Below are 24,092 nucleotides of genomic sequence, written 5' to 3' on the forward strand. Positions count from 1 at the left end.
CTTCTCCCGTCGGGACATTGTCCTCCTGTATGGGGAGAAGGTGCCCGAAGGGGCGGATGAGGGGCGCCTCAGGTGACTGGCCTAACCAGCGATGACAAACGCGTCGCCACGCGCCGGCAAAGCGAAACAATCGGCTGCTGCCGTGCATCGATACAGTCGACCCTCACCCCAACCCCCGCTCCGCGCCCCGGCCCGCGCTTGCGGCGCGGGCGCTCCAAGGCACGCGCGCCAGTGGCGCGCAAGCTGTGCCTTATCGCCCCGAGGGGAGAGGGGCTAAAGCAGACGGCTCGTGCTTGATGTCTTCGCGCCGCTGTACTGTCTCTGCAAACAGGCTGCAACGCAGCCCAATCAACCCCAATAGCGCTGCATCGCGATGCGCGCCAGCTGGCACCTTGCCAACACGTGCCAGCGACACATCCAGACGCTCACGCAGCGCATGCGGGCCCGACAACGGCCGCTTGTGCGCAGCCTGCTGACGGTAATGCTTGGCAACCTCTGCCAAAATCGCGTCCACCGCCTCCTTGCTGGTTTGCGGCAACCCATGCCGCGCGCTGCGCAGTTGCAGGATGTTCAAGCCCACGCGTACTTCGTTGAGCATATCCACCGAAGCCAGGTCGCTGCCTTCCGGCGTCAACGCCAGCCGCGGTGCGAGCAGACCAAGCAGATCCAGCATGCGTGCGGCAAATTGCTGACGGTCCTGCGCACCGCGTCCGTTGGCGGCATCGGCCAGCGTGCGCCAGCCTTGCCGCACCAGGCGGCGTGCGCTCCATTCGGCACCGACCGAGCGGAACAGACGCGTCAGCACCACCGCAAATCCAATCCCCAGCACCATTGCCACCGCTGCATTGACGAAGCTCTGCAGGTTGGCGTTGTAGGTGTTCTGCAGGCTCAGCAGCGCGGTCAGGTTCACCACCAGCGGCAATGCGATCAGCATGCTCTTGGGGCGATGCAGCAGCACGCCCAACGGCAGGAACACCGCCGCAAGCACCACCACCAGCACCGGGAAATCGTGGATGGCCGGGAAGATGCCGAACAGATAGATGCCAGCGACCAGGCTGGCCACCACCGCCCAGGTCAGGAACGACAGCATGCTCGGCGCGGGGTCGTCCTGCGCGGCGAAGAACGCGGCAGTCACGGCGGCCATCATCGCGCCGTTGCCGCCGCCTTCCCAGCCGATGCCGATCCACAGCACGCAATACGCCATCAGCGCGACACCGGCGCTCAGTGCGGAAAACGCGGCCATGCCGAAATCGAGATGGCGCGTGGTGCGGGCGGCTGCAGCACTGTCAGTGGTGGTTGGCGAGGACCAGCGCGATGGCTGCCAGAGCGCTTCACGTGTTGACGTAGGTCGTTCGATATCTTGCGGCGATGCGTCCAGCTGCGCAGGCGAGACCGCAGGCGCAGCGCTACCGCGTTGCCAACCCAGGCGCCGTAGCAGCGACCCAGCCATCGCAGAACGCGCAGCTGCGTTGTCCGATGCATTGTCGGCATGCATCGAGGCCGCAGATGTCGTAGACGGCGTTGCACGCAGCGCAACCGGCGCGGTGCCTTGCACCAGGGACTGCTGCAGCGCGCGGCAGTCTTGCCACAGGTCGAGCAGCTCCTGCAGGCGCAGCAGCAGGCTGTCCAGCAGCAGGCGATCGATGTCCTGGTTCACCACCGGGCGCAAGGCCTGGATGCGCGCACGCACTGCGTCAGCCTTTTGATCGACATCGATAGTGCCGGTGTCCTCGACATGATCCACCCACGCAGCAACATCCTCCAGCAACGCCGCAAGCTCCGACGCGTGCGCCGCGCCATCGCGCTGCAAGGCATCCAGGCGGTCGGCGATCGACGACAACAGCGGCAGCAGCATCAGCATGCGTGCGCGCAGTTGTTCCAGCGTGGAAGCGGCGCCGGCATGGCGTGGGTCATCGTGACGGACGAAGGCGATCAAGGCCTCGAACTGCACCAGATCCGCCGCCAGCCGGTTGCGCGGCGTGTGCGAAGCGCGGCGCTGCAGCACCAAGCGGCACCACTGCGCCGCGTCCTGCATCCAGTGGTCGATGCGTGCGATGAGCATCGGCCGCACCGAGGCGGGGAACACCAGCGAGGCAAACAGCACCGCCATCACCGTGCCCAGGATGATCTCTTCGCTGCGTGCCACCACCGTGTCGAACATGCCTTCGGGCGAGGTGACTGCCGGAAAGCCGATGAAGGCGGTGGTGTAGCCGGCCAGCAAGAAGGCATAGCCGCGCGGGCCGCGATTGAGCAGCGCCAGGAACAGGCAGCCCGACAACCACAGCGCCATTGCCGCGCTCAGCAGCAAGGGCGTCTCCACCAGATTCGGCAGCATCACCAACGTGGCCGCGCCGGCCAGCACGGTGCCGAACACGCGATACACGCCCTTGGCGCGGGTGGGGCCGAGCAGCGGTTGCGAGACGATGTAGACGGTGGCCATCGCCCAGTAAGGTCGCGACAGGTTGCCGGCCAGCGCGACAGACAACGCCGCGATCGATGCAGCGAAGGTCTTGGCCGAAAACAGCCAGGCCTGGCGATCGCGCAGCAATGTATTCATCGCGCGGCAGTGGCCGCAGTGGCGGCGCTACGCGCGTCGGTCTCCCAGCCGCCGCCCAGCGCCAGGAACAGCTGGATCTGATCCTGCGACACCTGCGCCTGTGCATTGGCCAGCGTCATGTCGGCGGTGGCCAAGGTGCGCTCGGCATCGAGGCTCGAGAGGTACGGCGTGCGCCCGCCCTGATACAGCCGGCGGTTCTGCGACGACGCCAGTTCGGCCTGTTGCTGCGCCTGTTCCAGCAGATGCAGGCGCTGCAGATCCTGCGCATAGCGCGACAGCGTCGTCTGCACTTCGCGCAAGGCCTGCAGCACGGTGTTGTCGAACTGCGCCAGCGCGGCGTCGGCGCCGGCTTCGGTGGCGCGCACGCGGGCACGCGCACCGCTGGAGGGCAGCGTCCAGGAGATCAGCGGGCCGAACGACCACGCATGCGTGGCAGGCTCGCCGAAGTCTGCCAGCAGGCCGGTAGCGCCGATCGAGCCGCCCAGGCGGATGTCCGGATACAGCTCGGCGGTGGCCACGCCGATACGCGCGGTAGCCGCGGCCAGCCGGCGCTCGGCCTGGCGCACGTCCGGGCGGCGCGCCAGCAGTGCGCGGCCATCGCCGATCGGGATCGGTTGCCGCAATGCAGGCGCGTGCGCGCAGTCGTCTACACCGGCCGGCACCTCGCCGGGCGTCCTGCCGAGCAATGCTGCCAACTGGTAAACGGCGGCCTGGCGGCGCGCGCGCAGCGGCGGCAGCGACGCTTCCAGCATCGCCACCTGCGCGGTGGCGCGCGCCAGATCCGGCGGCGTGCCGCGACCGGCAGCGATCAGGCGCTGAGTGACCGCGCGGCTGCGCTGTTGCAAGTGCAGCGAATGCTCGGCCACCTGCAGCTCATGGTTGGCGTGGCAAATCTCCACATAACTGCCGGCGACCTGAGCCGCCACACTCACGCGCGCCAGATCGATCGCCGCCTGCGCCACGTGTGTATCGGCGTGCGCGGCTTCGGCGCCGCGTTGCAGCTTGCCGAACAGATCGAACTGGTAGGACACGCCGAACTGGCCATCGGCCAGGTTGAACACCGGCAACTTTTCTTCCTGCAAAAACGCTTCGGCCGAGACCTGCGCGCGGCTGACGCCAGCTTCCACCTCGACATCGAAACCACCCGCATCCATGGCCTGTTCGTACACCGCAGCGGCGCGGCGCAGGTTGGCGCTGGCCACCTTCAACTCGACGTTGTCGCGCAGGGCCTGTTCGATCAGGCCATCCAGCATCGGGTCCCGATACAGCGCCCACCAGCGCGCCGGCAGCGCTGCGCCGGGTTGCACATGGTCGTTGCCGGTGTCCAGAAACGCGGCATTGGCGGCCGGCCGCTGATAGGCCGACTCGGCTGGTACGGCATAGTTCGGGCCGACCGTGCTGCAGGCAATCAGCGTGGTCAGCAGTGCGGCCAATCCCAGCGGGCGACACACGGCGCGGTTCATGGCGCTGCCTTGGCCTGCACACGGGCAGGCGGGGCGACCGCGGGCGCATTCGCCGTGTCGGGCAGGATGCTCACCGTGGCGGTGCGACCGGCGATCAGGTGCACATGCGCAGGCACGCGATCCAGCGCGATGCGCACCGGGATGCGCTGCGCCAGCCGCACCCAGTCGAACGCCGGGGTGACATTGGGCAATGCGCCGGCGCTGCCGCTGCGGTAGCGGTCTTCGATGCCGGCGGCGATGCTTTGTACATGCCCGTGCAGCGTGACCGGCTCACCCATCAGCTGCACGTCCACGCGCTGGCCGGGGTGCACGCCCTGCAGGCGGGTTTCTTCGAAATAGCCGTCGACCCGGAACGAGCCGGTGTTCAGCACCGCCACCACCGGACGCCCGGCAGTGACGTAATCGCCGACGCGCACGGTGCGATCGCTGACATGGCCATCGGCCGGGCTACGCACCTGGGTGCGATCCAGGTTGAGCTGGGCCAGATCCACCGCCGATTGCGCAGTGGCGACGGCAGCCTGCGCCTTTTGCACGTTGGAGCGGCGCACTTCGGCATCTTCGGCGGCGACCAGATCCTGCAGGCTGCGGTCGCGCGCGATCTCGCGGCGCAACTGGGTCAGCGTGGCCTGGCGCTCGGCCAGCGCCGCGTGCGCCTGTTCCAGCGCGATTGCGTAACGCGCGCGGTCCACCACGAACAGCAACTGCCCGCGCGCGACCGGCTGGTTGTCGGCCACCGCCACCGACTCCACCAGCCCAGACACATCCGGCGCCACCTGCACCACATCGGCGCCCACGTGCGCATCGCGCGTCCACGGCGCCTGCATGTAATAGCGCCACAGGTGCTGCAACACCAACGCGGCCACCACCACCATTGCCAGGGTCAGCAGCGCCGGCCCCGCGGTCTTGATCAGCTTTTTCACGATTGCATCCAACGGGTAAGGACAAACAGGTCGCCCAGCAGCGCGATGTACAGCGCCAGGTTGAACAGCGCCGGGTGCCAGATGTAGCGATACGCGCCGGCGCGGGTCAGCAGCGCGGCGAGCGCGCTGTTGAGCAGGTAGGCCAGCGTCATCAACGCCAGCAAGGTGGGCACGAACACACCGTAGAAACTGAATTCACCGTACATCGGGCACATGCTGGGAAACGAACACCAACGCCCGGCACAGCGCGCCGGGGCATCGAAAGGTCACAACGGGCGTCGCGCGCGACGCCGACAGCCGACTCAGTCGGCCTGGCCCAGCCGCGCATGCGCCTGCGCGATCTGCTCCCACAAGGTCAGCACCACCTGCACATCGGCCTCGCTGAGCGTGCCGAACACCTGCGCACGCAGTGCATCCAGGCAGATCTCGATGCGGCCGACCAGCGCCTGGCCTGCATCGGTCAGCCACAGCTGGTTGGCACGACGGTCGCTGCTGTCGGCTTCGCGGCGAAGCAGGCCCTGGGCCGCCAGCTTGTCCAGCAAGCGCACCAGGGAGGGGCCTTCCATGCCCAGTTGCTGGGCCAGCGTCACCTGGCGGATGCCGCCGCCGGAGCGGCCGATCATCAGCAACGGGCCGGTGCTGGCGCTGGACAGCCCAAGGTCGGCAAACGCCTGGTCGGCCAAGCGTTGCCACTGGCGGGCAGCCACCAGCAGACCGTAACTGAGCTGAGCACGGGGAGACAGGGGGATGCGCGTCATAATAGTTAGGATGCTATCAATTCAGAAATGAATCAATAGTCACTGAACCTTTGCAAGCTGATGCAACCGCACCTGGGGGCAGCCGGGCTGTCCTCGGGTACCATGCTCGCCCCCTTTGGGTGCACTTGCATGAGCCAGTCCGACCAGCCCGATTCCACCGTGACCCAGACCCAGGCCGAAGAGGCCGTGCGCACCCTGCTGCGCTGGGCCGGCGAAGACCCCAGCCGCGAAGGCCTGCTCGATACACCGCGCCGGGTGGCAGAAGCCTATGGCGACTGGTTCAGCGGCTACCGCAAAGAACCGCGCGAATACCTGGAACGCACCTTCGAGGAAGTGGCCGGCTACGACGAACTGATCGTGCTGCGCGACATCTCCTACGAAAGCCATTGCGAACACCACATGGCGCCGATCATCGGCAAGGTGCACGTGGGCTACCTGCCGCGCGGCAAGGTGGTGGGCATCAGCAAGCTGGCCCGGGTGGTGGAAGGCTACGCGCGCCGCTTCCAGGTGCAGGAAAAGATGACCGCGCAGATCGCCCAGTGCATCCAGGACGTGCTGCAGCCGCGCGGCGTGGGCGTGGTGGTGGAAGGCGCACACGAGTGCATGACCACCCGCGGCATCCACAAGCGCGGCGTCAGCATGGTGACCTCCATGATGCTGGGCAGCTTCCGCGACGACGCGCGCACCCGAGCCGAATTCCTGCAATTCATCGAAGTGGGCGGCAAGCGTTGAGGCAGTCGCTGCAGCGCCTATGAAGCATCAGGCACGTATCGCCGGCTATCGGCAATTGCGCGAGCAGCCGGTGTGGAAACTGCTCGCCGCCGACCACGCGCCCGAGCTGATCGGCCTGCTGCAGACGGTGCTGATGGATGGCGAACGCCGGCTGCCCTCGGCTGTCTTGCATGAGCGTTTGCAACGCCAGCTGGATGCCTTGCGCGCCGACGAGCTGTCGCGCGAACTGCCGCGCACCGCACAAGCCTATCTGGCGCATTGGTTGGCACAGGGCTGGCTGGAACGCCGCCTGCCCGAAGGCGCGGGCGAAGAAGAATACGAACTCTCGCGTGCCGCGACCCAGGCCATCCGCTTCATCGTGGGCCTGCGCGACAGCGGCAGCAGTGCTACCGAAAGCCGCCTGTCGCTGGTGATCCAGCAGCTGGTGCAGCTGGCCGGCCAGACCGAAGCCGACCCGGAAGTACGCCTGGCCGCCTTGCGCGACGAACGTGCCCGCATCGATGCCGAAATCGAACGGGTGGCCTCGGGCCGCGTGGCGGCGCTGGATGGCAAGCGCGCGCTGGAGCGTGCACGCGACCTGATTCATCTCTCCGACGAACTGGCGGAAGACTTCCATCGCGTACGCGACGATTTCGAGCAACTCAATCGCCAGTTCCGCGAGCGCATCATCGACGACGAAGGCGCGCGCGGCGATGTGCTGGAGCAGTTGTTCAACGGCGTGGACGTGATCGCCGACAGCGAGGCCGGGCGCACCTTCGAGGCGTTCTGGAGTCTGCTCAACGACACCCAGCAAAGCAGCCAGCTCGATCAGGCCCTGGACGCCCTGCTCGCACGCGGGTTCGCGCGCAAGCTCGATCGTCGCGAACGCGCGTTCCTGCGCGGACTCACCGGCACCTTGCTGGAGCGCGGCGGCGAAGTGCATACGGTGATGCAGCACTTCGCGCGCAGCCTGCGTGGGTTCGTGCAGAGCCGCGGGTATCTGGAACAGCGCAGGCTCAATCAGCTGCTCAAGCAGGCCCAGGGCGAAGCCCTGCAGTTGCGCGACAGCCTGCATGCCGCCGCCGCCACCGGCTACACCCAGGCGCTGAGCAGCAGCCGGCTGCGTTCGTTGTCGCAATGGCGGCTGCACGACCCACGGCTGACCCAGGTCGATGGACGCGTGCACGCTGCCGATGCGGCGGATATCTCGCTGGACAGCGTGGGCGACCTGGTCGCGCAATCGGAGATCGATGTGCGCACCTTGCGCAACGATCTGTACGTGCTGCTTGGGCAACAGCCGCGGCTCACCATTGGCGATGCACTGCAGCAGCGCCCGGCCGCGCAGGGGCTGGGCAGCGTGATCGGCTATCTGTCGCTGGGCACGCGCCACGGCATGGTGGTCGACGGACAGATGGAAACGGTGCAATGGGAAGGCGGCGACGGCGCGGTGCGGCGTGCGCGCATTCCCTTGGTGTGGTTTACCCGGGAGAAACGCAATGAACTGGTCTGAGCAGGCGCGGTCCGACATGCACGAGGACGACGAGGACGCCGCCGGCAGCTCGTCGCCGCTGCGCGCCAGCGATGTCGCCGGCGACGCACCGGGCGGTGCGCTGTTTTTGGGCGACACCGGTACGCTGCCGTTCGACGCGCGCCGCGCGCTGTGCCAGTTGCTGGCAGGGCCCAGCATCGATGCGCAGCGGCACGGCGCGTTATGGCCGGCGCTCCTGCGCAACGAGGCGGCGATTCGCCGGGTGTTGTGCGAGCTGTTCCTGGAGCTGGTGCTGGACCGTGACGGCGGGGTGGCGTTCACCCGCCAGGCCGACACCGCCGAGCTGGAATCGCCCTCCCTGCTGCGTAGCGCGCCGCTGACCTTCATCGAGTCGGTGCTGCTGTTGTTTCTGCGCCAGCAGCTGGCCGAGGCCGATACGCGTGGTGAGCGCGCGGTGGTGGACGAGGCGCAGTTGGTGGAGGCGTTGTCGGTGTACGAAAAGAACGTCTCCACCGACAAGGCCGGGTTCACGCGGCGGGTGATGACGGCCATCGGCAAGATGCGCGATAACCAGTTGCTGTCGCGCTTGCGCGGTAGCGAGGAGCGGTACGAGGTGTCGCCGGTGTTGAAGTTGTTGTTCTCTGCAGAGGATGTGCAGGCGTTGGTGTTGGCGTATCGGGAGTTGCGAGAGGGGGAGGTTGCGCTGGATTGATGCCTCTTGCGCCTGGGACAGCATTTCCCTTCTCCCTCGGGGAGAAGGTGCCCGAAGGGCGGATGAGGGTGTGATTGCAGGCAGTGTTTGATTGTTGCGGGCTGTGTTTGAGTAAGGCAGAGCTTTCACGCCCTGTCGGGCGCGAGTCGCTTTTTCTTTGCTTGTGCAAAGAAAAAGTAACCAAAAAGAAAGCACACCCCGTCCTCGCGCCCTGCGCGCCTGCGGCGCTGCGGGTGCGCAAGTCCGGCAGAAATTTTTGTAAGGGACATCCCTGTCCCTTACAAAAACGACGCGCATCCTTGCGCGCCGCCCTGCGGGTTGTATCTGCCGGCCTTGCCGCTGCGGTATGGGGCCCCGAAATGCAAACTGCGGAAGCAACAGCAACAGCAACAGCAACAGCAACAGCAACAGCAACAGCAACAGCATGCATCAGCAACAGCAACAGCATGCATCAGCAGCACGATGTTGAAAGCAGCAAAGCAGCAAAGCAGCAAAGCAGCAAAGCAGCAAAGCAGCAAAGCAGCAAAGCAGCAAAGCAGCAAAGCAGCAAAGCAGCAAAGCAGGATGTAGCGATGCAGTAACGATGAAGGGGCGATGGTGGCCGCGGTCGGCCGACGTGGACAAGGTTGGTGGTGCAGGTGTTCGAAAAATCCGCAACGGTTGTCGCATTCGTGCGCCCTCCACACCAGTTGGTTCAAAGAACCTGCTTTTTTCAGGAGCGAGTCCGGTCGCGAAGCCGCTCACGCATTCCATCCACTGCTCAAACTCGAACCGCATTCCGCATTCCGCACCACAAAGAAATGCTTCACCGTTCGTGATGGTCTGTCCTTGGCGTCCCTGTCGTTCCGTTTTTGGTGAGTGAGCAATGAATTCCCAGTCCAACCTGTCGCCGGCGTCGCCGGGTGCTTCCTTGTTTGCCGAGACGCTGGCCGAGCAGCGTGCGCAGCAGTTCCGCATGCGGCGCTTGCAGGTGCACAACTGGGGCACGTTCAACGGCTTGACCGAGGTGCCGATCGCCGAGAAGGGGTTTCTGTTCGTCGGGCGGTCGGGTTCGGGCAAGTCCACCTTGCTGGATGCGATGTCGGCACTGCTGACACCGCCGAGCATCGTCGACTTCAACGCGGCCGCGCGCGAGGCCGAGCGTAGCGGGCGCGATCGCAGTCTGGTGTCGTACGTGCGCGGTGCCTGGGCCGATCAGCAGGACAGCGCCTCCGGCGAGATCGCCACGCAATACCTGCGCAAGGGCGCCACCTGGACGGCGCTGGTGCTGGAATACCGCAACGCGCAGGGCGAGGCGGTGAGCCTGATTCGCCTGTTCTGGATCGCCGGCAGTGGCAACGCGGCGGCCGACGTGCGCCGCCACTACATGGTGGCCCGGCGCAGCTTCGATGTGGCCAGCGAGCTGGATGGTTTCGACCTGGACCTGCGCAAGCTCAAGGCGCGGCTGGGCGAGGAGGTGGCGCATTTCGACGGGTTCGCCGGCTATGCCGAACGTTTCCGGCACGCGCTGGGCATCGGCAACGAGATGGCGCTGCGGCTGTTGCATAAAACCCAGTCGGCCAAGAATCTGGGCGATCTCAATGCGTTCCTGCGCGGCTTCATGCTGGACGAGCCGCGCACCTTCGAAGCGGCCGATCGGCTGGTGGAGGATTTTGCCGAACTCGATGGCGCGCACCATGCGGTGGTTACCGCGCGGCGCCAGGTGGAAACGCTGACCCCTGCGCGCGAGCACCATGCGGCGCTGATGGCGTTACGCCACAGCGTCGGCGAGTTGCGCGAGCTGCAGTTGGGCGTGGACAGCTACCGCGAGCAGCAGCGGCTGGCCTTGCTGGATGAGCGCTTGCAGGAGCTGGACAACCAGGACCGCGGACTGGCCGGCGAAGAAGGCCAGCGCCGCGAATCGCTGGACAACCACGAACAGAAGCTGGCCGGGCTGGAACGCGAGCAGCGCGCCGCCGGCGGCGAGCAGATCGAAGAACTGGAACGCGAGCGTGCGCGCGTCGAGCGCGAGCGCGACGAACGCCTGCGCCGCCGTGCGCAGATCGAACAGGCCTGCCGCCAGCTCGGGACCGCCCTGGCGGCCGGGGCCAGCGGCTTTGCCGCGCAGATCGCGCATGCGCAAACCGTGCTGGACAACGGCAAGCACGACGCCAGTGCGCTGGACGACGCGATCGCCGAACGCATGGGCGCGCGCCGCGACGACGAGCGCCGCTTTGCCGAGATCCGCGCCGAGCTGGATGCGCTGAAAAAAGCGCCATCGAGCATGCCCGCGCCGATGCAGGCCCTGCGCGCACGGCTGTGCGAAGACACCGGCATTGCCGAGGCCGCGCTGCCGTTCGTTGGCGAGTTGGTGCAGGTACGCGAGGACCAGATGGCCTGGCGCGGTGCGATCGAGCGGGTGTTGCATGGCTTCGCACAATCGCTGCTGGTGGACGAGCGGCATTACGCGCAGGTCAGCGAATGGGTCAACCGCACCCACATCGGCACCCGACTGGTGTACTTCCGTGTGCGTCGCAACGACGAGCTGCACTCGCGGCGGGTCGATCCCGACGCGCTGCCGGGCAAGCTGCAGCTGCGCGGGCATGCCTTCACCGAGTGGCTGCGCAACGAGCTCACCCGCCGCTTCGACTATGCCTGCGTTGAGAACGCCACCGCGCTGCGCAACGCCGACCGCGCCATCACCCGCGAGGGCCAGGTCAAGCATCCCGGCGATCGCTATGAAAAGGACGACCGCCACGCGGTCAATGACCGCAAGCGGTGGTTGCTCGGTCACGACAACCGCGACAAGCTCAAGGTGTTCGAGCGCGAAGCGCAGGCGCTGGCCCAGCGCATCGCCAGCTGCGATGCCGATGTCGCAGCGCTGCGCAAACAGCGCGAACAGGACCAGGAACGCCAACTCGCTGCGCACACGCTGGTAGAGCGCGACTGGGACGAGATCGACGTCGGCCCCAAGCTGCAGCGCCTGACCGATATCGACGAGCAGTTGGTGCAGCTGCGCGAAGGCAACAGCGGTTTGCGCGCGCTCGGCCAGGCCATCGATACCGCACGCACCTTGCGCGACCAGGCCAAGCGCACCTATGACGATGTGCGGCTGGAGCGCGCGCAACTGGCGCGCGAGCGCGTGCGGCTCGAGCAGCAACACGCGGCGTGCGCTGGCCGCGCCGGCACCGCCACGCTCACGCCCACCCAGTTGCAGGGGTTGCGGGAACGTCTTGCCGCATTGACCCCGCTGTCGCTGGACAATCTGGAAGCGCATTTCCGCGTGGTCGAGCGTGGCCTGGCCGAGCAATTGGCCGAAAGCCAGGGCCGCGACAGCCGGCTCAGCGCACAGCTGCTGGAATGCTTCCGCAGGTATTGCCAGCAATGGCCCGAAGACAGCGGCGACTTCACCGTGAGCCTGTCCAGTGCCGACGATTTCCTCGCGCGGCTGGACCGGCTGGAAAGCGACGGCCTGCCGCGGCACGAGCACCGCTTCTTCGACTTGCTGCAGACTCAGAGCAAAAACAACCTGCTCGCCCTGCAACGCCATACCGCCGAGGCCCACAAGGGCATCAAGCAGCGCATGGATGAGGTCAATGCCAGCCTGGAGCAGGTGCCGTTCAACCGCGACACCATCCTGACCATCGAGGTCAGCGACCGCCGCCTGGCCGAAGTGCAGGAATTCCAGCAACAGCTGCGTGCGGTGCTGTCGCATCAGCAGACCGAAGACCGCGCCCTGGCCGAGGCGCAGTTCGCCACCTTGCGCACTTTGGTGGCGCGTCTGGGCGCGCAGGAGCCGGACGCGCGCCGCTGGCGCGAACAGGTGCTGGACGTGCGCCTGCATGTGGAATTCATCGGCGTGGAATTGGACGCGCAGAGCCGTGCGCAGGTGGAGATCTACCGCAGCGGCGCCGGCAAGTCCGGCGGGCAGCGGCAGAAACTGGCCACCACCTGTTTGGCGGCAGCATTGCGCTATCAGCTCGGTGGCGAAGATGGCGAACTGCCGCGCTATTGCGCGGTGGTGCTGGACGAAGCCTTCGACAAGGCCGACAACGAATTCACCGCGCTGGCGATGAACATCTTCGAGAACTTCGGCTTCCAAATGGTGGTGGCCACACCGCTGAAATCGGTGATGACGCTGGAGCCCTTCATCGGCGGTGCGTGTTTCGTGGAGATCAGCGGCCGGCATAACTCCGGCGTGTTGTTGATCGAATACGACGAGCAGGCACAGCGCTTGAAGTTGCCCGAGCGCTCGCGTGGCGACGAGCCGGCGGTTGCCGATGCTACGGACGCTGCGCAATCGATCACGGCTGCGAGCGAGCCTGCAGTAGTGCAGGGCACTGCAAATGCAGATGACATGGGAGCTCGCGGCGTCTCAACGCACCCGACATCGCCTGCGGTCGACGAGACGTCGCTCGCAGTAGAGAAGGCGCGCAGCAACAAGCGTGAACCGTCAGTAGCGACGGAGAACAAGCAGAGCAAGAAAACCAGGACCGCATCGCCTACGCGCGCTGCGGCACAGGCTCAAGCAAGAAAGACCGGCACATCGCCCTCACGCACATCGGCGGTGACCAGCAAGCCGGCATCGGACAAACGCGCAAGGGGTGGGTCGCACGCGCAGGCGGTGCCGTCGGCAGGAACTGTGTCCGCGCCTAACGTGGTCAAGTCCGCGCGTTCTTCAAAAGCGGGCAAGCCGATCGCGGCGCCACGCACATCCAACGTCACATCGAAGAAGGCCGTCTCTGCATCTGCGGCAGCGAAAGCCGCCACCGCCAAGCCGCGTACAACAGCCGTGTCGACGGGGCGACCAGCACGTGGTGCCGGCAAGACACCCTCGGCACGTGCGGCGGCGACACCGTTGCCGGCCAAAAAGCGCGGCGCCAAGGCAGGCACCCCGCAGACACGCGGCAAGCGCTGACACAGTGCACGGGTGGTGCCACCGGCTCAGGTGGCGTCACCGGCTTCGATCAGCGAGCTCCCGTGACTAGTGCAGCAGATCCCAGCCCATCTTGCCGATCAGCACGATCACCAGCACCAGGAACAGTTTGCGGATCAATGGCGTGCCACCGCGTAACGCCATCCGCGTGCCAGCCACCGCGCCGGCCACGTTCGCTGCCGCCATCGGGATGCCGATCGCCAACATCACTTGCCCGCTGGGCAGGAAGAACGACAACGCCGCCAGGTTGGTGGCCAGGTTGACCACCTTGGCTGCCGCCGAGGCGCGCAGGAAATCCAGCCCGAAAAAGCGGATGAACAGGAAGATCAGAAAGCTGCCCGTGCCCGGGCCGAAGAACCCGTCGTAGAAGCCGATTGCCGCCCCCATCGCCAATGCGGTCGCCAGTTCGCGACGGCCGATCTGGCGTGGCCGGTGCAGCGCACCGAAATCCTTCTTGATCAACGTGTAGAGCAGCATCGCGATCAGCAGCACCAGGATCAGCGGCCGCACCGCTTGCTTGGGCATCAGGCTGACCGCCGTCGCGCCCAGGAACGAGAACGTAAATGCTGCCGCCGTTGCATACAGCACCGGCCGCCACGGGAAGCGCACCGTGCGCGCATACCGCCATGCCGACGCACCGGTGCCGAACATTGCGCTGAACTTGTTGGTGCCCAGAATCAACGATGGCGCCTGCTGCGGCAGTGTTGCGAACAGGCCCGGCAACTGGATCAGTCCACCGCCGCCGACCGCCGCATCCACCAGCCCGGCGACGAACGCAATGCACAGCAGCCACGGCAATTCGGTGGGAATCGATTCCAGCAAGGCCACGCTCCGCACGACGGGGGCGACAGCATAGCCGCCGCTTTCCGCTTTCCGCTTTCCGCTTTCCGCTTTCCGCTTTCCGCTTTCCGCTTTCCGCTTTCCAATCCCCAATCCCCAATCCCCAATCCCCAATCCCATCCCGCACAATCCCCGCATGCCGACCTCCACACCTACCGACCCCTGTCCCTGCGGCCGCCCTGCCGATTACGCACGCTGTTGCGGCCGGTACCACGCCGGCGCCGCCGCGCCCGATGCCGAAACCCTGATGCGCGCGCGCTACAGCGCCTATGTGCGTCGCGATCGCGCTTACCTGCTGGCCAGCTGGCACCCGTCCACGCGCCCGGCGGAGCTGTCGCTGGACGAGGGCGGGCGCACCACCTGGCTCGGCCTGACCGTGCAGCGCACCCTGGAGACCGGTCCCGAAACGGCCGACGTGGTCTTTCTGGCGCGCTATCGCATCGGTGGCGGCAGCGCGGTGCGCATGACCGAACACAGCCGTTTCGTGCGCGACGCCGGCCTCTGGTACTACCTCGACGCGCGCTGAGCACTGCGCCGACCGGTCGCCACCGCACCCCAACCGGACGCAGCCAATCAAGGCGCCCGCCTCAACGGGCGGTCCGCGAAGCCCGTTCGGCCCGACGAACGGTATCCACGCACGGAATTTGTCGACGCCACGTTCGCAGCCGATCCCGGAAGCTTGCCGCGCAGGCGAACTCCGCCGCGGCGGGACTTGGATCATGGCAACCTTCAATCTCTGGCAATGGGCGCTGTTGGCGGCGGTCGTGTTCGCGATCGTGTTGCCCGCCTGCGTGGCCACCGCGCTGATTCGGTTCGGCCCGCGCCACGATGCACCGCGCCGTGCTCGCATGCGCCGAATGGCCGAAAGCGCCCCCTCCACGCCGGCGCTATCGCTACTCACCGGGATCACCGGTGACGGCAGCTGAGCCTGTCGGGCCGGCGGCAACTCCGCCCACTCGGCGCCGCAAGCCTCACCGAAGACGCATCAGCCATCGCCATCCTGCACCCCTGTCGCCAACCAGGTTGGCTATGCTCGGCGGCTCGACTTGCCGCGCAGGAGCACTCCACCGCATGACGTCCGCCGACCCGCCGGCCATCGCGCCATGACGCTCCCCCGACGCGCATTGCCGTTGGTGCTGGGACTGCTGCCGCTGGCGGCCTGTGCCGATCCGGCCTTCGATCGCTGCCTGGCGGGCCTGCAGACCCAGGCAGCCAGCAAAGGGGTGGACGCCGCCAGCTTTCAGCGCTTCACCGCCGGGCTGGCGCCGGATCCCAGTGTGCTGCCGCTGTTGGATGCGCAGCCCGAATTCACCACGCCCATCTGGGATTACCTGGCCAGCCTGGTCGACAGCCAGCGCGTGAGCGATGGTCAGGCCATGCTGGTCACCCACCGCGAGTTGCTTAGCCGTTTGTCAGAACAGACCGGCGTGGATCCGGCCACCATCGTGGCGGTGTGGGGCGTGGAGAGCGATTACGGCCGCGTCACCGGCAAGCGCCCGCTGCTGGTGTCGCTGGCCACGCTGTCGTGCGCAGGCCGTCGTCAGCCATTCTTCCGTGGCGAATTCCTGGCCTTGCTCGGCCTGTTGCAACGCGGCGATCTCTCACCGGAGGAGCTCACCGGCTCCTGGGCCGGTGCCTTCGGGCAGACCCAGTTCATGCCCTCGACCTATGCGCGCATCGCGGTGGACGGCGATGGCGACGGCCGCCGCGATCTGGTGGCCAGCATTCCCGACGCCCTGGCCTCCACCGCCAACTACCTGGTCAAGGCCGGCTGGGAACGCGCCCGCCCGTGGGGCAGGGAAGTCACGCTGCCGCGTGGGTTCGATGCCAGCAAGGCCGGGCGCACCCGTCGCCAACCGCTGCAGGCCTGGCGAGCCGCCGGCCTTCGCGGCACCGACGGCAAGCCGCTGGCGCCGACCGGCCTACCCGGCGAAACGCCCGCAGCCCTGCTGCTGCCGGCCGGCGCCACCGGCCCGGCGTTCCTGGTGTTCCGCAACTACGACGCGATCTACGCCTACAACGCCGCCGAAAGCTACGCGCTGTCCATCGCGCTGCTCGCCGATCGCCTGCGTGGCGGCCCTGGCCTGGTCGCGGCCTGGCCAACCGACGACCCCGGTCTGGGCCGGCCCGAACGGCGCGAATTGCAGCAGTTGCTGCTCGCCCGCGGCTACCAGATCGGCGAAGCCGACGGCATGGTCGGCAGCGCCACCCGCCGTGCCATCCAGGTCGAGCAGACCCGCCTGGGCCTGCAACCAGCCGATGGCCGTCCCGGCCAACGCATCCTCACCGCGCTGCGCGCCGCCGCGCCGGTCGCTGCCGCCATCCGCGGCACCGCGTTCAAGCTGCCGGCCGCATACCCCGCGTTCGCCCAATCTCCCAGCGTCCACAAGGCATCCCCCATGTCCGACACCACCGGCCTGACCACAGGCGATTTCCACGGCTTCCCCTCGCTGCTGATCGACACCCCGTTCTCCACCGCCGCCATCAGCCTGTTCGGCGGCCAGTTGCTCTCGTTCGTGCCCAAGGGCGGGCAGGACGTGATGTGGCTGTCGCCCATCGCCCAGCAACCGCCCACTCCGATCCGCGGCGGCGCCCCGGTGTGCTGGCCGTACTTCGGCCGCCAGGACCAGACCGGCGATGTACCTGCACATGGCTTCGTGCGCACCGTGGCGTGGCAACTCACCGAAAGCCGCCGCGAAGACGACGGTACCGTGGTGCTCACCCTCACCCCGCCGCGCTTCGACGACCTGGCGCTGCGCCTGCGCATGACGCTGCACATCGGCCGCACGCTGGAGCAGCGGCTGATCACCGAAAACACCAGCGCCGCCCCGGTCCGTTTCACCCAGGCGCTGCACAACTATTTCCGCGTCGGCGACGCGCTCAAGGTCAGCGTGCAGGGCCTGGACGGGCTGGACTATCTGGATAAATACGAGAACTACGCCACCGCCCACCGCCAGCGAGGCGACTGGAGCCTGCGCGACCCGCGCGATCCCGGCCGCAGCGACCGCATCTACACCAACGCCGGCGGCCGCTACACGCTCACCGACCCGGTGCTAGGCCGCCGCATCGTCATCGCCACCGAAGGCAGCCGCTCGCTGGTGGCCTGGAACCCGGGCGAAGAAGCCGGCAAGAAGATGGCCGACGTGGGCGAGGGCTGGCGCGACTACGTCTGCCTGGAAGCGGCCAACGCCGGCCCGGACGTCATCGAGCTCGCCCCCGGCGCCAGCCACACCCTGAGCCAGACCATCAGCGTCGAGTAACGGCGACACCTTCCGCGACACGAGCGGGGCAGCAGAGCGCAGACGCCAGCGCCCAACCCTTCGCCCCTCGCGACATTGCCCTCCTTCACGGGGGAGAAGGTGCCCCGAAGGGGCGGATGAGGGGACGGGCGCCGCCTCGGGCATCAGGAACGAAATCAGCCCTACGCCTGCACTCACCCCAATTCCCGCTCCAAGCCATGGAGCGCGGGCGCTCCATGCACGCGCGCCAATGGCACGCACGCCGTGTCTTATCGCCCCGAAGGGGAGGGGGCTTCGAGCTAACCACGTTGCTCATTGCGCCAGACCTGTCGTCAGCTAGTCCCGTTTGCTACCGGCACATTGTCCTCCTTCGTAGGGGGAGAAGGTGTCCGAAGGGGCGGATGAGGGGACGGGCGCAGCCTCGTGCAGTTGAATAACAAGCACGTCTCGCCCGTATCGTTGCGTTGCCTCAGCCTCACCCCCTGTCCGGCGCGGAGAAGAGCTTTAACTGCGTCGCGTCGATCTTGTCTCGCCCAACAGACCGAGCGCTTCTCTCGTTACACTCGCCGCTTCGCCCCACTGCGCCGCGCGATGTCTCTCTTTCCTGATTCCGCTCCTGCCCCGGGGCGCCGCCGTGCCGCGCTGATCTTCATCTTCATTACCGTCTTGATCGACGTGCTGTCCTTCGGGGTGATCATTCCGGTGCTGCCGGATCTGGTGCGCCACTTCACCGGCGGCGACTACGTGGTGGCCGCCGGCTGGATCGGCTGGTTCGGTTTCCTGTTCGCCGCCATCCAGTTCGTATGCTCGCCGCTGCAGGGCGCTTTGTCCGACCGCTTCGGACGCCGCCCGGTGATCCTGCTGTCGTGCCTGGGTCTGGGCATGGACTTCATTCTGATGGCCATCGCCCACACCCTGCCGATGCTGCTGCTGGCGCGGGTGATCTCCGGCGTGTGCTCGGCCAGCTTCTCCACCGCCAACGCCTACATCGCCGACGTCACCCCCGCTGACAAGCGCGCCGGCGCATTCGGCATGCTTGGTGCCGCGTTCGGCATTGGCTTTGTCGCCGGCCCGTTGATCGGTGGTTGGCTGGGTAGCATCGGGTTGCGCTGGCCGTTCTGGTTTGCAGCCGGCCTGTCTTTGTTGAATGTGCTGTATGGCTGGTTCGTGCTGCCCGAATCGCTGCCCGCCGAACGCCGCACCGCGCGGCTGGATTGGTCGCACGTCAATCCGCTGGGCGCACTCAAGCTGCTGCGCCGGTATCCGCAGGTATTCGGCCTGGCCTCGGTGGTGTTCCTGGCCAACCTGGCGCACTACGTCTATCCCAGCATCTTCGTGCTGTTTGCCGGCTACCAATACCACTGGGGGCCGCGCGAAGTGAGCTGGGTGCTGGCCGGGGTTGGCGGGTGCAGCATCATCGTCAATGCGTTGCTGGTCGGCCGCTTGGTGCGCTGGCTCGGCGAACGGCGGGCCTTGTTGCTGGGCCTGGGCTGCGGGGTGATCGGCTTTGTCATCTATGGGCTGGCCGACAGCGGCGCCGCGTTCCTGATCGGTGTGCCGATCAGTGCGTTGTGGGCCGTCGCTGCCCCGTCCGCGCAGGCCCTGATCACCCGCGAGGTCGGTGCCGACGCGCAAGGTCGCGTGCAGGGCGCGCTCACCGGTCTGGTCAGCCTGGCCGGCATCGCTGGCCCGCTGTTGTTCGCCAATGTGTTCGCCTGGTTTATCGGCAGCGGTGCACCGCTGCATCTGCCCGGCGCACCGTGGTTGCTGGCCGGCGCGCTGCTCGCCGCAGGCTGGGGCATGGCCTGGAAACGGGCAGGGCGTGGTACCGGCGCCGCGCCCGCAACGCAGGCATAACGCCAACCTATTCAGCTTGTGCTCGTGTCCGCTTTTTCTGATTTGCGCGCGCGCTGCTAGGCTGGTGTCCCTCGTGCCGCGCCACTGCCTTGAGCTCTTATGTCTTCTGATGCCCTGGCAGTTCCGCTATCGGCCGCACTCGCGCTGCGCCATGCGACCCAGGACGCGCATCGCCTGGTCGAGGCAGTCCCGCTGATGCAGGCGTTGGGGCAGGGGCAGGTCGATTCGGCTGCCTATGCGCAGATCCTGCGTCGTCACCATGCGTTGCTGAGCGGCTTCGAAGCGCAACTCAGCGACTGGCTCACCACCCTGGTCGGCAATGGCTGGCATTACCGCCGCCGTGTACCGGCCTTGCGCGAGGATTTGCGCGCGCTCGGCCAGCCACCGGACCTGCCGGTTGCCTTGCCCAGCATCGCCGACGATGCCGCGCGCTGGGGCATATTGTATGTCATCGAAGGCGCGCAACTGGGCGGCCGGATGATCGCGCGCAGCGTGCGCAAGCAGCAGCCCGCGCTGGCTGGCGCCCTGCGCTATTTCGAGCTGGCCGACGACGACCCGGCCGGCTGGCGCCGCTTCCAGACAGCGCTGGATCGACGCCTCGACACCCCCTCCGCGCGCGACGCCGCCATCGACGGCGCGCAGGCCATGTTTTCCCACTTCCATACCTGCCTTGCAGCGGAGCCGCACGCGTGACCCAGACCACCGAACCACTGGACATGGATGTGTGCGCGCGCGAGCCGATCCACATCCCCGGCCTGATCCAGCCCTATGGCGTGCTGCTGGTGATCGAGCCGGCCGACGGCCGCATCGTGCAGGCCAGCAGCACCGCCGCCGACCTGCTCGGTGTGCCGATGGACGCGCTGCTGGGCATGCCTTACACCGAGGTGTTGGAACTCCCCGACGCACAACCGTTCGCCGTGGACGATCAACCGCAGCACCTGCTGCATGCCGATGTGCGTTTTCCGCAACGCAGTGCGCCCACCGATCACCCGTGGGTTGCCGCCTGGCACCTGTATCCGGAGCAATGGCTGATCGAAATCGAGCCGCGCGACGCGCGCCTGATGGATGTCACTCTGCGCGAAGCGTTGCCGCTGTTGCGTAGCATCGAGCGCGATTCGGGCATCGAAGAAGCGGCGGTACGCGCGGCCAAGGGTCTGCGCAGCATGATCGGCTTCGACCGGGTGATGGTGTACCGCTTCGACGAAGAGTGGAACGGCGACGTCATTGCCGAAGCGCGCCAGCCCGAACTGGAGGCCTATCTCGGCCTGCATTACCCAGCCACCGACATTCCCGCGCAGGCGCGCGCGCTGTACCTGCGCAACCGCGTGCGTCAGATCGCCGATGTGCGTTATCGGCCGTCGCCGATTGAACCCACCGTGCATCCGCGCCTGGGCACGCCGGTGGACCTGAGCGATGTCAGCCTGCGCAGCGTCTCGCCGGTGCACCTGGAATACCTCGCGAACATGGGCGTCACCGCCACCCTGGTGTCGTCGATCGTGGTCAACGACGCGCTGTGGGGGCTGATCGCCTGCCATCACTACAGCCCGCACTTCACCAGCCACGCCATGCGCGATGCCACCGATGCGGTCACCCGCGCGCTGGCAGGGCGCATCGGCGCCTTGCAGGCAGTGGCGCGTGCGCGGCTGGAATCGGTACTGCTGACCATCCGCGAAAAGCTGATCACCGATTTCAACGACGCCGAGCACATGACCGTCGAGATGCTGGCCGACATGGCGCCGGACCTGATGGACGTGGTGGATGCCGACGGCGTGGCGATCTTCCACGGCGGCGAGATCAGCCGGCATGGCAGCACTCCGGATGCCGCCGCGCTGCGCCGCATCCGCGACCACATCGAATCCGCACACCACGACGCGCTGCGCGAGGATGCGGTGGGCGCGCTGCATGTGGATGCGATCGGCGAGGTCTTTCCGGAACTGGCCGATCTGGCGCCATTGGCGGCAGGGTTCATCTTTGTCCCGTTGATGCCGCAATCGCGCAGCGCCCTGCTGTGGACCCGCCGCGAACAGGTGCAGCAGATCAAGTGGGCCGGCAACCCGCAGCTGGCCAAGCTGGCGGACATTCCCAACTCACGGCTGTCGCCACGCAAGAGCTTCGACCTCTGGCAGGAAACCGTGCGCGGTCGCGCGCGGCGCTGGTCGCCGCTGCATCTGGAATCGGCGCGCAGCCTGCGCGTGCTGATCGAACTGATGGAGCGCAAGCGCTTCCAGCAGGACTTCAGCTTGCTCGAAGCCTCGCTGTCGCGGCTGCGCGACGGGGTGGCCATCATCGAACGCGGTGCCAACACCGCCGCGCATCGACTGATGTTCGTCAACCCGGCGTTCGCCGAACTCAGCCAGATCGAAGTGGCCGACTTGATCGGCTGCGACATTCTTGCCCTGCTGGCCGACAATGCTGCACGGGGCAAGGTCGAATTGCTTGAAGAGGCGCTGCGTCTGGGCCGCGCCGCCTACGTCACCCTGCCGCTGCGCACCCATGATGGCGCGCCGGTGTATCGCCAGTTCCATCTCGAACCCCTGCCCAGCCCCAGCGGCGTGACCGCGCACTGGTTGCTGCAGTTACGCGACTCTGAGTGAGGCGCCGCACGTCTTGTCGGAGCGATGGCAATGACAGCGCCATCGCTGCCTGGCCGTGATGGCAGGCGCAGGCTGCGCGCCGACGGGCAGGGCATGGTGGTGCGATGCCGCGCGCCGCGCGGTGGTGCCGACTGCCTCAATGCGCCGCAGCCTTCCGCATCAGCCAGCGCACTGCCGGTCTGCACCGACAACATCGGCTCACCGCATTGCCGCAGCAATGCAGCGCGCAGGGCAGGTGATGCGCGCTGCATGCGGCCCCGGCAGTGTCTGCCGCCCAGCTCACCAGATCAGCGCGCAGGGGTGCTACGGCAACACCTTCGGTCGTAATGCCAGCAACGTGATCGTTCCGGCCAACAGGCCCCAGAACGCCGCGCCGATCCCGCCCAGCGTCAGCCCGGAGGCGGTGACCAGAAAGGTGATCAACGCGGCCTCGCGTTCGCTGTCCTCGCGCAGTGCCGCCGCCAAGCTATTGCCGATCGTCCCCAGCAACGCGATCCCGGCAATCGCCATTACCAGCTCGCGTGGGAAGGCCGCAAACACCGCCGCCACGGTCGCACCGAACAAGCCGATCACCACATAGAAAACGCCCGCGCTGACCGCAGCGGTGTAGCGTCGCGCCGGATCTTCGTGCGTTTCGCGGCCCATGCAGATCGCTGCGGTGATCGCCGCCAGGTTCAACGCAAAGCCACCGAACGGTGCCAGCAACGTATTGACCACGCCGATCCAGCCGATCGTCGGCGAGATCGGCACGGCATAGCCGGATGCCCGGATCACCGCCACGCCCGGCACGTTCTGCGATGCCATGGTCACCACAAACAACGGAATCGCCAGGCCAAAGAGCGCTGCCCACGACAGCGACGGGACCATCAGCACCGGTTTGACCAGTTCCAACTGCACCGTCCCGCACTGCAGCAGCCCGCGGCTGGCGGCAATTGCAATGCCGACCAACAGGGTCGCAATGACCGCATAGCGCGCGAACCAGCGCCGCCCGCTCAGATAGGTCGCCAGCATCGCCAATGCCAGCACCACCTGGCTTTGCATGGCCATGAAGATGTCCAGGCCAAAGCGCAACAGCACGCCGGCCAGCATTCCGGAAGCAAGTGAGAGCGGAACGCGCCGGATCGCCCGTTCAAACAACCCCGAAAACCCAGCCGCCATTCCCAACACCGCAGCCACCACAAACGCACCGACCGCCTCGCGCAACGGCACCCCGGCCGCACTGCCAATCAACATCGCCGCACCTGGCGTGGACCAGGCAGTCACCACCGGCACGCGGTAGCGCAGCGACAACCCGATACAGGTCACGCCCATGCCAAGGCCCAGTGCCCACATCCATGATGCGATCTGCGCTTGGTCGGCGCCCAGATGGCGCGCCGCCTCGAACACGATCACCGCAGAGCTGGCAAACCCCACCAGCACGGTGACAAAGCCAGCAGCAATCGCGGGCAGGGACAGATCGCGGAGCAGATTGCGGGAAGCGGGCATGAGGATCGCTCTCTACTACTACGTCCATTTTCACCGAGCCCACCGGCGACCGATACCGTGGCGTTGTTCTGCACGGCCGCCGGTCGCGATGAGAGTGACGGCCTGCAGATGCGGGAGTGGTCATCGCGCACATTCGCATGCAGCACAACCTCCGCTGCAGGTCGATGTCATGCCAGTGTCAAAAAGTGCTTGCACTTCTGTGTGGTCTCGATAAACTGCGCGACCTCGCTCAGGACGGCGGCGCTTCTTCAAGCACCGCAACAACGAACGAGGCGAATCGGAAACATCACACGATGTTGACAAGACGCAAAAGTCGGCTATGATGGTGGGCTCGCTACACGGAAAGCTGCTTTGGCAGAGTGAAGTGCAGCGGCGGCAACGTCCTCTTCACGAGGGGTTGACGAAGGTGAAAAGCCTGCTAATATGGCCGGCTCGCTTCGCAGAAAACCTTCGGGTGGACACGACTAGGCGTCAATCACCTCGGAAACAAGGTGTTGACGGTAAGAAAAAGCCCGCTATAATGGGCGGCTCGCTTCGACGGAAACGACGAGG

19 protein-coding genes are annotated in these 24,092 nt (G+C 66.8%); 11 read left to right on the forward strand and 8 right to left on the reverse strand.

The genetic code is table 11. The annotated features are described in order from the left end of the window. Window positions 1-250: 250 nt before the first annotated feature. The 5 genes from XBLMG947_RS17915 to XBLMG947_RS17935 all read right to left on the reverse strand — a co-directional run bounded on the left by XBLMG947_RS17915 (window position 251) and on the right by XBLMG947_RS17935 (window position 5,698). Window positions 251-2,557, reverse strand: coding sequence for an FUSC family protein (locus XBLMG947_RS17915; RefSeq protein ID WP_065469948.1), 2,307 nt, complete (start codon window positions 2,555-2,557; stop codon window positions 251-253). Then, window positions 2,554-4,020: an efflux transporter outer membrane subunit gene (locus XBLMG947_RS17920; RefSeq protein ID WP_065469949.1), complete on the reverse strand. Its 1,467-nt coding sequence runs from the start codon at window positions 4,018-4,020 to the stop codon at window positions 2,554-2,556. Before XBLMG947_RS17920 ends, XBLMG947_RS17915 begins: the two co-directional genes overlap by 4 nt. Next, a complete protein-coding gene (locus XBLMG947_RS17925; RefSeq protein ID WP_065469950.1) occupies window positions 4,017-4,940 on the reverse strand; it encodes an efflux RND transporter periplasmic adaptor subunit in 924 nt (307 codons plus the stop codon). The genes XBLMG947_RS17920 and XBLMG947_RS17925 overlap by 4 nt, the downstream gene beginning before the upstream one ends. After that, on the reverse strand, window positions 4,937-5,155 hold the full coding sequence (locus XBLMG947_RS17930; RefSeq protein ID WP_083993229.1) for a DUF1656 domain-containing protein: 219 nt from the start codon (window positions 5,153-5,155) through the stop codon (window positions 4,937-4,939). Before XBLMG947_RS17930 ends, XBLMG947_RS17925 begins: the two co-directional genes overlap by 4 nt. Before the next feature lie 87 nt (window positions 5,156-5,242). Then, complete coding sequence (locus tag XBLMG947_RS17935; protein WP_065469952.1) at window positions 5,243-5,698, reverse strand: MarR family winged helix-turn-helix transcriptional regulator; 456 nt, start codon at window positions 5,696-5,698, stop codon at window positions 5,243-5,245. Window positions 5,699-5,827: 129 nt separating this feature from the next. On the opposite strand from XBLMG947_RS17935, the gene folE reads away from it, so the two are divergent. From folE to XBLMG947_RS17950, 3 genes are read left to right on the forward strand one after another with little or no spacing between them, the layout of a single operon-like run. After that, entirely contained in the window at window positions 5,828-6,430 is a 603-nt protein-coding gene (gene folE / locus XBLMG947_RS17940; RefSeq protein ID WP_065469953.1) for a GTP cyclohydrolase I FolE, read from the forward strand. Between the two features lie 19 nt (window positions 6,431-6,449). Beyond that, complete coding sequence (locus XBLMG947_RS17945) at window positions 6,450-7,919, forward strand: DUF3375 domain-containing protein (RefSeq protein ID WP_065469954.1); 1,470 nt, start codon at window positions 6,450-6,452, stop codon at window positions 7,917-7,919. Then, on the forward strand, window positions 7,906-8,610 hold the full coding sequence (locus XBLMG947_RS17950; RefSeq protein WP_065469955.1) for a DUF4194 domain-containing protein: 705 nt from the start codon (window positions 7,906-7,908) through the stop codon (window positions 8,608-8,610). Before XBLMG947_RS17945 ends, XBLMG947_RS17950 begins: the two co-directional genes overlap by 14 nt. 125 nt (window positions 8,611-8,735) lie before the next feature. Here XBLMG947_RS17950 and XBLMG947_RS23255 read toward each other — a convergent pair whose 3' ends face one another. Next, the gene (locus tag XBLMG947_RS23255) at window positions 8,736-8,879 is read right to left on the reverse strand and encodes a hypothetical protein (RefSeq protein WP_167352042.1); all 144 of its coding nucleotides are present in this window, start codon (window positions 8,877-8,879) and stop codon (window positions 8,736-8,738) included. Between the two features lie 30 nt (window positions 8,880-8,909). Here XBLMG947_RS23255 and XBLMG947_RS23260 point away from each other — a divergent pair, with 30 nt between their 5' ends. Together XBLMG947_RS23260 and XBLMG947_RS17960 are read left to right on the forward strand one after the other, a co-directional pair. Beyond that, window positions 8,910-9,191: a hypothetical protein gene (locus XBLMG947_RS23260; RefSeq protein ID WP_167352043.1), complete on the forward strand. Its 282-nt coding sequence runs from the start codon at window positions 8,910-8,912 to the stop codon at window positions 9,189-9,191. 284 nt (window positions 9,192-9,475) lie between these two features. Further along, window positions 9,476-13,507, forward strand: a complete 4,032-nt coding sequence (locus XBLMG947_RS17960; protein ID WP_065469956.1) for an SbcC/MukB-like Walker B domain-containing protein — start codon at window positions 9,476-9,478, stop codon at window positions 13,505-13,507. A gap of 66 nt (window positions 13,508-13,573) precedes the next feature. On the opposite strand, the gene XBLMG947_RS17965 is transcribed toward XBLMG947_RS17960, so the two are convergent. Continuing rightward, entirely contained in the window at window positions 13,574-14,353 is a 780-nt protein-coding gene (locus XBLMG947_RS17965; protein WP_065469957.1) for a sulfite exporter TauE/SafE family protein, read from the reverse strand. A gap of 148 nt (window positions 14,354-14,501) precedes the next feature. Between XBLMG947_RS17965 and XBLMG947_RS17970 the strand changes: the two genes are divergently transcribed. The 6 genes from XBLMG947_RS17970 to bphP all read left to right on the forward strand — a co-directional run bounded on the left by XBLMG947_RS17970 (window position 14,502) and on the right by bphP (window position 22,055). Next, window positions 14,502-14,891, forward strand: coding sequence for a YchJ family protein (locus XBLMG947_RS17970; RefSeq protein WP_065469958.1), 390 nt, complete (start codon window positions 14,502-14,504; stop codon window positions 14,889-14,891). Window positions 14,892-15,084: 193 nt separating this feature from the next. After that, on the forward strand, window positions 15,085-15,291 hold the full coding sequence (locus tag XBLMG947_RS17975) for a hypothetical protein (RefSeq protein WP_065469959.1): 207 nt from the start codon (window positions 15,085-15,087) through the stop codon (window positions 15,289-15,291). Window positions 15,292-15,468: 177 nt separating this feature from the next. Next, on the forward strand, window positions 15,469-17,625 hold the full coding sequence (locus tag XBLMG947_RS17980) for a lytic murein transglycosylase (RefSeq protein WP_065469960.1): 2,157 nt from the start codon (window positions 15,469-15,471) through the stop codon (window positions 17,623-17,625). 570 nt (window positions 17,626-18,195) lie between these two features. Continuing rightward, window positions 18,196-19,461, forward strand: a complete 1,266-nt coding sequence (locus tag XBLMG947_RS17985) for a TCR/Tet family MFS transporter (protein WP_065469961.1) — start codon at window positions 18,196-18,198, stop codon at window positions 19,459-19,461. Between the two features lie 99 nt (window positions 19,462-19,560). After that, the gene (locus XBLMG947_RS17990) at window positions 19,561-20,154 is read left to right on the forward strand and encodes a biliverdin-producing heme oxygenase (protein ID WP_065469962.1); all 594 of its coding nucleotides are present in this window, start codon (window positions 19,561-19,563) and stop codon (window positions 20,152-20,154) included. Continuing rightward, the gene (gene bphP / locus XBLMG947_RS17995) at window positions 20,151-22,055 is read left to right on the forward strand and encodes a bacteriophytochrome BphP (RefSeq protein ID WP_065469963.1); all 1,905 of its coding nucleotides are present in this window, start codon (window positions 20,151-20,153) and stop codon (window positions 22,053-22,055) included. Before XBLMG947_RS17990 ends, bphP begins: the two co-directional genes overlap by 4 nt. Before the next feature lie 303 nt (window positions 22,056-22,358). Here the strand turns inward: bphP and XBLMG947_RS18000 are convergent, their stop codons facing one another. Continuing rightward, window positions 22,359-23,540, reverse strand: coding sequence for a benzoate/H(+) symporter BenE family transporter (locus tag XBLMG947_RS18000; RefSeq protein WP_065469964.1), 1,182 nt, complete (start codon window positions 23,538-23,540; stop codon window positions 22,359-22,361). Window positions 23,541-24,092 lie beyond the last annotated feature (552 nt).

The sequence above is a fragment of the Xanthomonas bromi genome, assembly GCF_900092025.1.
Taxonomy (GTDB): Bacteria; Pseudomonadota; Gammaproteobacteria; order Xanthomonadales; family Xanthomonadaceae; genus Xanthomonas; species Xanthomonas bromi.